Origin of the sequence: Ruegeria sp. HKCCD7303 (assembly GCF_013111185.1) — a bacterium.
Classification (GTDB): Bacteria; Pseudomonadota; Alphaproteobacteria; order Rhodobacterales; family Rhodobacteraceae; genus Ruegeria.
The window spans coordinates 183,209-195,248 of sequence record NZ_WVRE01000006.1 but is presented as its reverse complement, the minus strand read 5'-3'; the positions used below and the strand labels follow the sequence as shown (position 1 = coordinate 195,248).

15 protein-coding genes and 1 pseudogene are annotated in these 12,040 nt (G+C 57.1%); 6 read left to right on the top strand and 10 right to left on the bottom strand.

All coding sequences use genetic code 11. The features are described from left to right. The first annotated feature begins 15 nt into the window (after positions 1 to 15). The 3 genes from GS630_RS16230 (at position 16) to GS630_RS16220 (ending at position 1,289) form a co-directional block, all read left to right on the top strand. Positions 16 to 231 (top strand): DUF2007 domain-containing protein, encoded by a 216-nt coding sequence (locus GS630_RS16230; protein ID WP_050604033.1) that lies wholly within the window; start codon positions 16 to 18, stop codon positions 229 to 231. Then, a complete protein-coding gene (locus GS630_RS16225; protein WP_171620972.1) occupies positions 228 to 992 on the top strand; it encodes a tRNA1(Val) (adenine(37)-N6)-methyltransferase in 765 nt (254 codons plus the stop codon). The genes GS630_RS16230 and GS630_RS16225 overlap by 4 nt, the downstream gene beginning before the upstream one ends. 132 nt (positions 993 to 1,124) lie before the next feature. Continuing rightward, on the top strand, positions 1,125 to 1,289 hold the full coding sequence (locus tag GS630_RS16220; protein ID WP_083445267.1) for a YdcH family protein: 165 nt from the start codon (positions 1,125 to 1,127) through the stop codon (positions 1,287 to 1,289). Here the strand turns inward: GS630_RS16220 and GS630_RS22425 are convergent. From GS630_RS22425 to GS630_RS16175, 10 genes and pseudogenes are all read right to left on the bottom strand, one after another. Then, a pseudogene (locus tag GS630_RS22425) lies at positions 1,286 to 1,498 on the bottom strand (EamA family transporter); the annotation flags it as partial. The gene GS630_RS16220 and the pseudogene GS630_RS22425 sit on opposite strands and share 4 nt — an antisense overlap. Before the next feature lie 140 nt (positions 1,499 to 1,638). Beyond that, positions 1,639 to 2,586 (bottom strand): transcriptional regulator GcvA, encoded by a 948-nt coding sequence (locus GS630_RS16215; protein ID WP_171179089.1) that lies wholly within the window; start codon positions 2,584 to 2,586, stop codon positions 1,639 to 1,641. Between the two features lie 298 nt (positions 2,587 to 2,884). Continuing rightward, positions 2,885 to 3,607, bottom strand: a complete 723-nt coding sequence (phbB, locus tag GS630_RS16210; protein WP_171093728.1) for an acetoacetyl-CoA reductase — start codon at positions 3,605 to 3,607, stop codon at positions 2,885 to 2,887. Between the two features lie 187 nt (positions 3,608 to 3,794). Then, the gene (locus tag GS630_RS16205) at positions 3,795 to 4,970 is read right to left on the bottom strand and encodes an acetyl-CoA C-acetyltransferase (protein ID WP_171093726.1); all 1,176 of its coding nucleotides are present in this window, start codon (positions 4,968 to 4,970) and stop codon (positions 3,795 to 3,797) included. A gap of 190 nt (positions 4,971 to 5,160) precedes the next feature. Continuing rightward, a complete protein-coding gene (locus GS630_RS16200; protein WP_171179090.1) occupies positions 5,161 to 5,994 on the bottom strand; it encodes an EAL domain-containing protein in 834 nt (277 codons plus the stop codon). Between the two features lie 111 nt (positions 5,995 to 6,105). Then, a complete protein-coding gene (locus GS630_RS16195) occupies positions 6,106 to 6,294 on the bottom strand; it encodes a hypothetical protein (RefSeq protein WP_171179092.1) in 189 nt (62 codons plus the stop codon). 91 nt (positions 6,295 to 6,385) lie between these two features. Then, complete coding sequence (locus GS630_RS16190; protein ID WP_171620971.1) at positions 6,386 to 7,357, bottom strand: sterol desaturase family protein; 972 nt, start codon at positions 7,355 to 7,357, stop codon at positions 6,386 to 6,388. Further along, positions 7,354 to 7,740, bottom strand: a complete 387-nt coding sequence (locus GS630_RS16185) for a hypothetical protein (RefSeq protein ID WP_171179095.1) — start codon at positions 7,738 to 7,740, stop codon at positions 7,354 to 7,356. The genes GS630_RS16190 and GS630_RS16185 overlap by 4 nt, the downstream gene beginning before the upstream one ends. 59 nt (positions 7,741 to 7,799) lie before the next feature. Beyond that, complete coding sequence (locus tag GS630_RS16180; protein ID WP_171234964.1) at positions 7,800 to 8,129, bottom strand: hypothetical protein; 330 nt, start codon at positions 8,127 to 8,129, stop codon at positions 7,800 to 7,802. A 91-nt stretch (positions 8,130 to 8,220) separates the two neighbouring features. Further along, positions 8,221 to 8,787, bottom strand: a complete 567-nt coding sequence (locus tag GS630_RS16175; protein WP_171179099.1) for a TlpA disulfide reductase family protein — start codon at positions 8,785 to 8,787, stop codon at positions 8,221 to 8,223. 21 nt (positions 8,788 to 8,808) lie between these two features. On the opposite strand from GS630_RS16175, the gene argH reads away from it, so the two are divergent. The 3 genes from argH (at position 8,809) to lysA (ending at position 11,964) form a co-directional block, all read left to right on the top strand. Continuing rightward, positions 8,809 to 10,197, top strand: coding sequence for an argininosuccinate lyase (gene argH, locus GS630_RS16170; protein WP_171620970.1), 1,389 nt, complete (start codon positions 8,809 to 8,811; stop codon positions 10,195 to 10,197). Next, entirely contained in the window at positions 10,197 to 10,394 is a 198-nt protein-coding gene (locus GS630_RS16165) for an argininosuccinate lyase (RefSeq protein WP_171093711.1), read from the top strand. Before argH ends, GS630_RS16165 begins: the two co-directional genes overlap by 1 nt. 304 nt (positions 10,395 to 10,698) lie before the next feature. Continuing rightward, on the top strand, positions 10,699 to 11,964 hold the full coding sequence (lysA, locus tag GS630_RS16160; protein WP_171238495.1) for a diaminopimelate decarboxylase: 1,266 nt from the start codon (positions 10,699 to 10,701) through the stop codon (positions 11,962 to 11,964). Positions 11,965 to 12,040: the final 76 nt, after the last annotated feature.

Here is a 12,040-nt window from a genome sequence, read left to right as displayed (position 1 = left end):
CTTACATCCATCCCCATGAAAGAACTACTGCGCAGTACCGATCCGACAATCCTGGCCTTTGCATCCGCTCTCCTTGAAGGCGAGGATATAGACTGCTTTCAGATGGACGTAAATATGAGCATCCTCGAAGGCGGTATCGGAATCTTCCCCCGGCGCCTCATGGTGCGGGCCGAGGATCTGACCCGCGCTGAACGTGTTATGCGCGATAATGAGATTCCGCTGGGCCGATGACCCGCTTTGATGACAATGATTTGACCTGCAACGATTTCCTGGGTGGCCGGATTCGACTGCTGCAACCCGCCTCAGGTTATCGCGCCGGAATAGACCCGGTTTTACTGGCAGCATCAGTACCGGCCAGTGCCGATCAGTCGGTTTTGGAGCTGGGATGTGGCGCGGGTGCTGCCATTCTGTGCCTGTCTGCGCGGGTGCCGGACTTGCACCTGACAGGAATTGAATTGCAGCCTGCGTATGCCGATTTGGCGCGCCGGAATGCGGAAATGAACAGCGTGAAGCTGGATTTGGTTGAGGCTGATCTGACCGCTTTGCCTGTCGAGGTTCGACAGTGTCAGTTTGACCACGTCATTGCCAACCCCCCGTATTACCGCGCCGGAGCGCATAGCCGGGCCAGCGATGCAGGACGAAGCATTGCTTTGGGCGAGGACACCCCTCTGAGCGACTGGATATCAGTGGCGGCCAAGCGTCTGGCCCCGCAAGGGTATCTGCACATGATTCAAAAGGCAGACCGCTTGCCGGATATGATAGTGGCCTGCGCGGATAAACTGGGCTCAGTTGAAGTGTTGCCGCTCTGCGCGCGCGCAGGTCGACAGGCGGAATTGGTCATTTTGCGGGCCCGCAAAGGGGGGCGTGCGGCATTTCGCCTCCATGCGCCATTGATTCTGCACGCGGGCGAGCGCCATGAAATGGACGGCGAAAGCTATACAGACCAGATCGTGGCAGTCCTGAGACACGCCGCGCCGTTGCCCCGGTTCTGACGGCGATCGGCAATGACCAGCCGATTTTGTCGGATTTATTACAGATTCTGTGCTTGTGCAGCGTGACAGGGTGGAAACGATGTGGTCAACTTCTTACGTGAACTACAGACACGTAAACCAAGGAGGATCGCAATGAGCGTGAGCGCACATCTGACGGAACTGAAGAAAAAGCACGAATCTCTCGGTCTCGAAGTGGAACAAGCCCAACGCTCGCCGGGCATTGATGATCTTCATATTGCTCAGTTGAAAAAACAGAAACTTAAGCTGAAAGAAGAGATCGAACGCCTGTCTGCCTAAGATTTCAGGCTGGAGCGGGCCGCGATCAAGGCCCCGCCAGTGATCAACAAGGTCGCGATCGCAAGCCCTCAGGATGAGGCGGCGGTCCCGGCCACAACTAAAGCCAGCGTTGACAACAAAGAGGCCGCGTAAGACGAGGCTCCAAGAATTTGAATGTCGCCTTGCATGACCTCGACGTCCCGCACATAGAACGCTAGCCCGACAGGCCCAGCGCACTCCAATCGTTCCGTCAATCGCGAAGCAGGTCGTGTTCCATAGTAGGGTTGGCGCAGGTTCGGATTCGAATGTGAATTTGTCAAATAATGCCCATAATAAAGCGGCCAAAAATCCGATTTCCGCTGCATTTTAGTTACGAGGTGGAAACCTCTTTAATCGGTATGATTTCAAACTCATCTGATATATGCGCGGTTTTTTCGATCTCGGTCAGGAACCAATCTCGGAAGGCCGCGATCTGAGGCTTTTTCTCGGCTCCAGGCAGGCATAAAAACCGGAATCGGCCTTGTGTTTCCAAGGCCACTTTGAAGGGTGCGACCAAGCGGCCTTCGGTCAGATCTTTGAGAATCATGGCGCGTCGTCCAAGCGCCACTCCGACACCGGCGACAGCGGCGTCAATTGCGTGATCGGCATTTGAAAAATGCGCGCCATGAGTCGGGGTGAAATCGACCCCCATGGCGCGGAACCAAGCGGGCCAGTCGCAGGGCGGGGTCAGAAAACTGATCGAATCGTCATGGATCAATGGGGCGTGTCGCAGGCTTTCCGGGGTGTCGAATTGTTCCGCCAGTTCTGGTGTCATGACCGGGGTTAGCCATTCTTTTCTGACCGGTACGGAATAAAGCCCTTCATCTGCAGAATTGCCAAAGCGGATGGCGACATCCACATCGTCCCGCTCAAGGTCCATGTTGCGCAGCGTGGCCGAGAATTTCAGATCGATCTCAGGATGGGCGCGGGCAAACTCGTAGAGCCGTGGTGCCAGCCATTTGGCCGTCAATGCAGGACCGGCTGTGACGGTCAAGCTGGTGTCGTTCTCTTGCCTGCGCACGGCGCGCCACGCAGCTTGCAATGCGGCAAAGCCTTCCGCTGTACCGGGTGCCAGGGTTCGACCGGCCTCAGTCAGCTCTACGGCGCGGTTCAGTCGGTGAAACAGCGGTCGGCCCAGATGTTCTTCAAGCGATTTGATCTGAAAAGACAGGGCCGCTGGCGTCACATGCAGCTCTGCCGCCGCCTTCGCGAAAGACATATGCCGGGCTGCGGCGTCAAACGCACGGAGCGCGGTCAGCGGGGGAAGATAGTCGCTCATAGTGAAGTAAAACTTAACTGAAGGTCCAAGAAAGCTCGTTTGTAGCTTTGCAGCGTAACCTTCATATTCATCTTGGGTCAAATAAAACTGATTTGAATAGGAGACAGCCATGATCGAGATGACGACAAATCCCGCCGCGCAGATGGCGATCCTGCGCGCCCATCAAGAACGCAGCCGTGTCATTTGGCAATTCTGGAAGCGCATTTTCGGTTCCCGCTGATCGCAGCGCGCGCGATCTTACGGGATAGAAAAGGGCCGGTCCAAAAGGACCGGCCCGTTTTGTCTTCTGACAAATGAATCAGACGAAGAACTGCGCACCGTTGGCCGAGATGGTCGAGCCATTGATGAATTGGGAATCGTCCGAGGCCAGGAACGCCACGCAGCGTGCGATTTCCTCAGGTTCACCCAAACGACCTGCCGGAATCTGACCGATGATGGATTCGCGGACCTTTTCCGGTACGGCCATAACCATCTCGGTTGCGATGTAGCCGGGGCAGATTGCATTGGCTGTAATACCCGCGCGCGCACCTTCCTGCGCCAGGGACTTTACGATGCCCAGGTCGCCAGCTTTGGTCGCGGCATAGTTCACCTGAGCAAACTGACCTTTCTGACCGTTGATCGAGCTGATGACGATGACGCGGCCAAATTTACGCTCGCGCATGCCGGGCCAGACGGGGTGTACGGTGTTGAAGACACCGGTCAGGTTGGTGTCAATCACGTCTTTCCACTGATCGGGCGTCATTTTGTGGAATGGCGCATCGCGCGTAATGCCTGCGTTGGCAACAACGATGTCGATGGGGCCAACCTCGGCTTCGACTTTCTCGATACCCGCTTTGGATTCGTCATAATCGGCGACGTTCCACTTGTAGGTCTTGATGCCGGTTTCTTCGGTGAATTTCGCGGCGGCTTCGTCATTGCCTGCATAGGTAGCGGCAACATTGTATCCTTCGGCTTTGAGCGCCTTGGAAATTGCTGCGCCAATGCCGCGGGAACCGCCGGTGACGAGTGCTGTACGTGCCATTTATGACTCCTTCAATTTTAGTCGTCTTGGTAATGCTGTTACTCTGAGAGGTGATCGTGCGCAATATTGTTTCGTTGTGGATTTGACCTTTTTAGGTAGCAATATCGTCGCATCCAACGGGTAAGACCCTGTTGTAACAAAAAAGGGCGCCCAAGGGACGCCCTTTGTTATTCAGGTGTCAACGCACTTAGTCGCGCTCCACACACAGGGCGACACCCATGCCGCCACCGATGCAAAGGGTCGCCAGACCCTTCTTGGCATCGCGGCGCTTCATTTCGAACAGAAGCGTGTTCAGGACACGGCAGCCCGACGCGCCGATCGGATGCCCGATGGCGATTGCGCCGCCGTTGACGTTAACGATCGACGGATCCCAGCCCATGTCCTTGTTTACGGCGCAGGCCTGCGCGGCAAAGGCTTCGTTGGCTTCAACCAGATCCAAATCGTCAACCGACCAGCCTGCCTTTTCCAGCGCCTTGCGCGAGGCATAGATCGGGCCAACACCCATGATCGACGGGTCCAGACCGGCGGTTGCGTAAGAGGCGATGCGGGCGAGGGGCTCGATCCCACGCTTTTCGGCGTTTTCTGCTGACATCAGCAGGGTCGCTGCCGCGCCGTCATTCAGGCCGGAAGCGTTCGCCGCAGTAACCGAGCCATCCTTTGTGAAGGCCGGGCGCAGCTTTGCCATGGCTTCCATGGTTGCGCCGTGGCGGATGTATTCGTCCTTGTCCATCACGATATCGCCCTTGCGGGTCTTGATGGTGAAGGGCACGATTTCATCTGCGAATTTGCCAGCCTTTTGGGCGGCTTCGGCCTTGTTCTGCGAAGCAACAGCAAATTCATCCTGCATGTCGCGGCTGATCTGCCATTTTTCGGCAACGTTCTCGGCAGTCTGACCCATGTGATAGCCGTTGAAGGCATCCCACAAACCGTCGCGGATCATCGTGTCGATATACTTCATGTCGCCCATCTTGTGACCGGCGCGCAGGGCAGCGGCATGGGGCGACAGTGTCATGTTTTCCTGACCACCGGCGGCAACGATCTCGGCGTCACCCAGCTGGATGTGCTGGGCACCCAGCGCGACAGCGCGCAGGCCCGAACCACACACCTGGTTGATGCCCCAGGCTGCGCTTTCCTGCGGCAAACCGGCATTGATATGCGCCTGGCGTGCAGGGTTCTGGCCTTGGGCGGCAGTCAGAACCTGACCCATGATTGTTTCGCTAACCTCGCCTTTGTCCACACCGGCGCGTTCGACAACTGCTTCCAGGACGGCAGCGCCCAGATCATGTGCAGGGGTGTTCGCAAACGAACCACTGAAGCTGCCGACACCTGTGCGTGCGGCGGATGCGATTACTACGTTGGTCATATGATCAGTCCTTTACCGTCATGGGCCAGCGGAATTTCTGACGGCGCAGGCCGAGAGGAGCCCCCCTCGAAACAAGAGCGCCCCGTGATCCCCGCTCAAGTACTCATGCAATAGCCTAATGCTGCACATGCAGCAACGGTCAGCTTGTCTCAGCGTTGTAAAAGCACGATTTTTTCTGACTGACCCATGGTCAACTTCCTGTTTTTGAAACGCTTTCCTGCTTCCAGGGGGCAGCGACACTTGGCGCGCCAAACAAGTACCCTTGCAGGCAATCCACGCCGCTGGCTGTCAAAAACGCAGCGTCTTCGCGTGTTTCAACCGATTCGGCGGTGACCAAAATTTCAAACTCGCGAGCCACTGCGATCAGTGCGCGCACAAGTGTCTGATTGTCGGGGTTGTTGCTGATACCCCTGACAAACTGCCCATCAATTTTGGCGGCATCGAACAAGAATTCACGAAAGTGGCGAAAGCAAAAATTACTGGCACCGAAGTCATCCAGGGCAAAGGCAATGCCGCGATCCTGTAAACGGTCCATAAAGTCGATCACCAATTCCGGTACTTGCATGGCCGAGCCTTCCGAAATTTCAAGGATCAGCCGCTCGCCCAGTGCGGCGTCACGCTTGAGGAACCGATCCAGGGTTGCCGACCACCTAGAATACCCGATCGAGCGGGCGGACATATTGATCGATAGCCTAATCTCAGGGTTTCTCACCAGTGTTCGCAACCCAAACTCCAGCGCAACGCAATCCAGATCCCGGCCAATCGGGGTGTTTTCGAGTTGCGGCATGAACTCGCGCGCAGGAATAACCCTCCCTGTTTCGTCCAGCACACGAATGAACCCTTCATAAAACGCAACGCCATTAGGAGCGTTTGCCTGCATGACCGGTTGAAAAGCCAACTTGCACTGTTTGTGCTTCACCGCATCGGTTGCCATCTGCACAATCGAACGATCGCGAGTCGACACCGCAGCGTTCAGCGGGCTTTCTGACCCATCGGGCACATTAAGTTGTTTCTTGTTTCCCATAGCGCCGATTCCCATCAGCCCGTGACAGACGGTATGTCCGGGGCAGGTGTTTCGACACAGTTTCGGGGTAAACAGATGAATCTGCGGTTAAGGAGCCAGAAGATTCAGGATTTATCGAGAGATGCTCCAAGCGCGGGCAAGGGACGAAGCCGCACTCAGCACCGCTCCTACTACGCCTGTAACCATCAAAGCAAAGCCCAAGGCGATCCATGCCGGTGCAGTGCTGTTCAACGCTGTAATCATCGCGAGCAAAAGGCCGGACAACCCGACATAGGTTGAAATGACTGCCAAACGGTTCATGCCGACCCTCCTTCACTCTTGACCACAGATGAGTAGCGATATGGCCTGCGAAGCCTGAATTTCAAGGGCGGCGGGTGCGCGTTCGCCGGTGTCAGACCCGCTCTGCCTGTCCAGTGGGCAGTTTTTTGTCGAAATGTTCAAACCCGGGCGTTCCGCAATCTTCTGGATGACGGGCCAGATGTTTGGCCTTGATCTGTTCCGAGCTGTCGCGGCTGCCATCGTGGCTGTATCCCGGCGGGGCAAAGCAATAAGCCAGCCGTTGGCGCAGTGTCAGACCGGGCTGGGTCGCGTCACGCCAGATGCCGACCCATTCGTGAAAGGCCACGCGCAGCGGGTTGAATGTGCCGATATTGTGAACCAGTCCGAAATCGACACGGTCGTTTTCCTGCTCTGGGACAAAGGTTCCGAACATCTTGTCCCAGATGATGAAGACGCCTGCATAGTTGCAATCCAGATAGCGTGCATTCCGGCCGTGATGGGCGCGGTGGTGACTAGGGGTGTTCATAATGGCCTCGAACCAACGGGGCATCTTTCCGATGGCCTCGGTGTGAATCCAGAACTGATAGATCAGGTTCAATCCACCGACAAACAGGACCATGGCCGGATGGAACCCGATCAGGATCAATGGCGCGCGCACGACCATCATCAGTGTAAAGGTATAGGTCCAGGGCTGCCGCAAAGCGGTGGTCAGGTTGTAGTGCTGTGAGCTGTGGTGATTGACGTGGTTTGCCCAAACCCAGCGGATGCGGTGGCCAAAACGGTGCACCCAGTAGTAACGGAAATCGTCCAGCACAAAGCACAGAATGATCACCGGGATCGACGTGCCGAGATCCAGCGGTGTGATCTGCCACAGCCACATGAAAAAGCCATAAGCAATGAAGCCCAGCAGAAACCCGGACGCGATATTGCCTGCGCCCATGATCAACGAAGTTACGGCATCACGCGTTTCGTATCTCCCGCCTTTGCCTTTGACGGCGATCCATAAAAATTCCGCCAAGATCGCGGCCACAAAAAAGGGAACCGCCCACTGAACGGCATCGGGGAAACTGATCTGGTCGGTCATTCGGGCTCCATCAGGTGACGCCAGTGGGCGCGCTCTATTTCGTCCAGGTGGATAAGAGTGCCGGGGGTGTCGAAGTCGTGAAACTGGATTTCAAAGCCTTCGGGGCGTTCGATCCAATCGAAATCCAGCAAATGCCGGGCCACAGTGTCGGCACCGAAGGACCACAGCAGTCCTGCGCCGGTTTCGGTACGCACCAGTGCCGCGTGACGGTCATTCGAGATCGTGACATCAATGATGGTGTCGTCCGGTGCATGCCGCAGCCATTGTGCGCGTGCGGTTTCGGGTGTCAGCACAAAAGGCTCCGAATGGCCCGTCAGATGCAAAAGCAATGTGATTCCGGCGATTCCTCCGACCACCAGAACCAATAGTATTTCCAACGGCATCCCATCCTCCTGCGGACACCCTGCAAAGACACGTTGGGGCTGTCAAAGGTGGCGTTGCGTCAGGTACGTTCCAGACGTTCCAGAATTTCGTACTGAACAACACGTTGGACAAAAGGCACCAGCCCATCAGGACCTGATGCCCGATCCTTGAGGTGGATGCAGATATCCGGACGACGGGCGGCAATGATGCCAACCATCTCTCCGCGAATCGTATCATCCAGGCCTGCCCCCAAAATGGCGCAGGTGATCCGAGGCTCGGCATCCAACTGCTTACGGACTTCGTCAAGGTCGTGCGCACCCAGCCACTGAATAGGCAGGTGATCCAGTTGCCTGGCCACATCGCCGATCACATTTGGCAGCTTTCCGATCAAAAGAACCACCGGTTTCATCGCAGCCTCCTTCCCATAAGGGCACAAACGAAAACCGGCCCATTTGGGCCGGTTCGAGTGTAGCACAAACAGGTGGTAACCGCGCTATTCGTCAGCTATTTGCTTCTACAAGTGTCGAGATGATCGTTTTGGCGCTGTCCGAGTTCCATTCGGCATCCCCGATCAGGCGGGCGATTTCCTGGCCTTCGGGATCCAGTATGACCGTGATCGGAAGCGCGATCACGCCAAACTCGCGCGCGGCCGCCGAGCTTGGGTCCTGATGGCGGGGCAAATTGGCAATGCCGTTCTCTTCAAAGAACTTTTCGATCCCGGCGGGCGAGTTTCGGCCGGTCGCCAAAGTCAGGACCTGAAACTTGTCGCCTCCGAACTCTTCCTGCAGTTCCGCGATCTGAGGCATTTCCTTGCGGCAAGGCGCACACCAGGTGGCCCAGAAATTCAGCAGTACGTATTTGCCTTCGTAATCTGCAAGCGTACCGACGCCACCCTCATCTTCCAGCTGGAATTCGATGGATTTGGCAGGCTTGGGCTCTTTATGCAGGATCAAGCGCTTCAGGCTGTCTTCCCGCAGCGGTGCCAGCGTCTCGGCATCGGTGGCCAAAGCGGCGTTTGCACCCAGCGCAAGGGCCATATAAAGGGGGATCAGACGAAATAGGCGCATATCAACTCCGGGTTTTCTTACATGACCGATCAATCCTCGAACCAGATGTGGGGCGGCCGCTTTGCCGCCGGTCCAGACGCGATCATGGAGGCGATCAACGCCTCGATCGGTTTCGATCAGCGGATGGCAGCCCAGGACATCGCAGGCTCGCGCGCCCATGCCGCCATGCTGGCTGCCACAGGCGTTATAAGTGATAGTGACGCCGAAGCTATTCGGGAAGGGCTGCTCACCGTTTTGTCAGAAATCCAGAACGGGGAATTTCAATTCTCGACCGCATTGGAAGACATCCACATGAATGTCGAAGCGCGGTTGAAAGAGGTGATTGGTGAGCCCGCAGGCCGTCTGCACACAGGACGTTCGCGCAATGACCAGGTGGCGACTGATTTCAAACTCTGGGTCCGGGATCAGTTGGACGCAGCCGAAACCGGCCTGCTGGCACTCATCCGCGCGCTTTTGGCGCAGGCTCAGGCTGGGGCCGATTGGGTCATGCCCGGTTTCACGCACCTGCAAACAGCGCAGCCGGTGACATGGGGCCACCATATGATGGCCTATGTCGAGATGTTTGGCCGCGACCTGTCCCGCGTTCGTGATGCGCGCGCGCGCATGAACGAATCTCCGCTGGGGGCTGCAGCACTGGCCGGAACATCGTTCCCCATCGACCGCCACATGACGGCCGAGGCACTGGGCTTCGACCGTCCTGCTGCAAACTCGCTGGATGCGGTCAGTGATCGCGACTTTGCGTTGGAATTCCTGTCGACCGCGTCTATCTGCGCCGTCCACCTGTCTCGTTTTGCCGAGGAACTTGTGATTTGGTCCTCGGCTCAGTTCCGGTTTGTGACCCTATCCGACCGCTTCTCGACCGGCTCGTCGATCATGCCGCAGAAGAAGAACCCCGACGCGGCCGAGCTGATCCGCGCCAAGGTGGGGCGTATCTTTGGGGCCAACGCGGCGCTGATGATGGTGATGAAGGGTCTGCCGCTGGCCTATTCCAAAGACATGCAGGAAGACAAAGAACAGGTCTTTGACGCTGCCGATAACTGGATGCTGGCGCTGGCGGCGATGGAGGGCATGGTCAAGGATATGACCGCCAATCAAGATAGCCTGGCTGCTGCTGCGGGGTCCGGTTTTTCGACCGCCACCGATCTGGCTGACTGGTTGGTGCGGGTTTTGGGCCTGCCGTTCCGCGATGCACACCATGTTACCGGGTCGCTGGTGGCCATGGCCGAAAGCAAAGGCTGCGACCTGCCTGATCTGACGCTGGAGGATATGCAATCGGTTCACGCGGAAATCACCGATGACGTCTATTCTGTTCTTACCGTGCAAAACTCGGTAAACTCGCGCCAATCTTACGGCGGCACGGCCCCTGATCAGGTGCGTGCCCAGATCGAACGATGGAAGGCAATGGTGTGATGACAGCTGTTCGTGTGGTGGCGATCGTGGTGTCCGGCCTGATACTAGCCGGATGCGGGGCCGATGGTGAACCGTCGCAGCCCACTGCGGTACAGCCTACGGCCAGCGCCACGATTGGGGTCGGTACCAGCGGGACCTATGTTGCAGGGGGCGTTGGTCTTAGCCGCGGGCCGCTGGGTATCTATCTGGGGTTCTGAACCTTTTGATATTGCACACCTAGGCCCGTTACCCCACTTAGGACGCGTGCAACAACGTGTAGATCCTCTCAACGAAAAGACACTGACATGAGAACAGTTGGACTGATTTTGGCATTTGCGGCGCTGGCGGCATGTGAACCCTCGTCCGCGCGACGCCCCGAGCCTGCGGCAGAGCCGAAGCAATCTGGCAGCGGTATTTCAATCTCCGGCTATGGTCGGGTTGGAGTTTCCACCACAAATTAACGGGACTTCTGAGTGCGGAATCCATTGATCCGCAGTCGCCTTCTGGTCTAAGCGCGCGGGTATGGATCATTTTCTCTACCGCGACGGCGCGCTTTTCGCCGAGGATGTCCCTGTTTCCGAAATCGCTGCAGCGGTCGGAACCCCTTTTTACGTCTATTCGACGGCGACACTGCTGCGACATTTCAAGCTGTTTGATGATGCGCTGGACGGCACTGATCATCTGGTTTGCTACGCGATGAAAGCGGCCAGCAACCAGGCCATATTGAAGACTCTGGCGCAGGCGGGGGCAGGAATGGATGTGGTCTCGGGCGGGGAGTATTTGCGGGCCAAAGCCGCAGGCGTTCCAGGCGACAAGATCGTCTTTTCGGGGGTTGGCAAAACGGCGGACGAGATTCGTACCGCGCTGACAGGTGGAATCCGCCAGTTCAACGTTGAGTCCGAGCCAGAGATGGACGTGATCAACGCGGTCGCACTGGAGCTGGGCGTTGTGGCGCCGATCACTGTTCGGGTGAACCCGGACGTGGATGCCAAGACCCACGCCAAGATTGCAACCGGCAAGTCCGAAAACAAGTTCGGCATTCCGATTGCACGCGCGTCCGAGGTTTATGCCCATGCTGCCAACCTGCCGGGGCTGGAGGTGATCGGGATCGACGTCCATATCGGTTCGCAATTGACCGAGCTTGAGCCGTTCGAGCTTGCTTATACCAAGGTTGCTGAACTGACCGAACAGTTGCGGGCTGAAGGTCACAATATTCGCCGCCTCGATCTTGGGGGCGGGTTGGGCATCCCCTACACCCGTTCGAATGACGCGCCGCCGCTTCCGTTGGAATACGGCGCACTGATCAAGAAGACACTCGGACATCTAGATTGTGAGATCGAGATTGAACCGGGCCGCCTTATCGCGGGCAATGCCGGGTTGATGGTTAGCAAGGTGATTTACGTGAAGTCAGGCGAAGGTCGCGATTTTCTTATCCTCGATGGGGCCATGAACGACCTGATCCGCCCGGCAATGTACGAGGCGCATCACGACATCGTTGCGGTGCAGGAACCAGCGGCCGGGGTTGAACAGCAACCCTATGACATAGTGGGCCCCGTGTGCGAATCGGGGGATACCTTTGCCAAGCAGCGCAATATGCCGCCTTTGAAATCAGGGGATCTGATCGCCTTCCGCAGCGCAGGCGCGTACGGAGCGGTTATGGCCAGCGAATACAACACCCGCCCCCTGATCCCCGAAGTTTTGGTCAATGGTGATCAATTTGCAGTCATTCGTGAACGGCCAAGCTTTGACGAAATCATAAACCGCGATACCATACCTTCGTGGCTCTGATGCGATAACCGTGCGGGCCCAACCCGGAGGCCCGTCTTGACCAACAGATCGAACCTGCCCATCCCGCGCCTGTCCT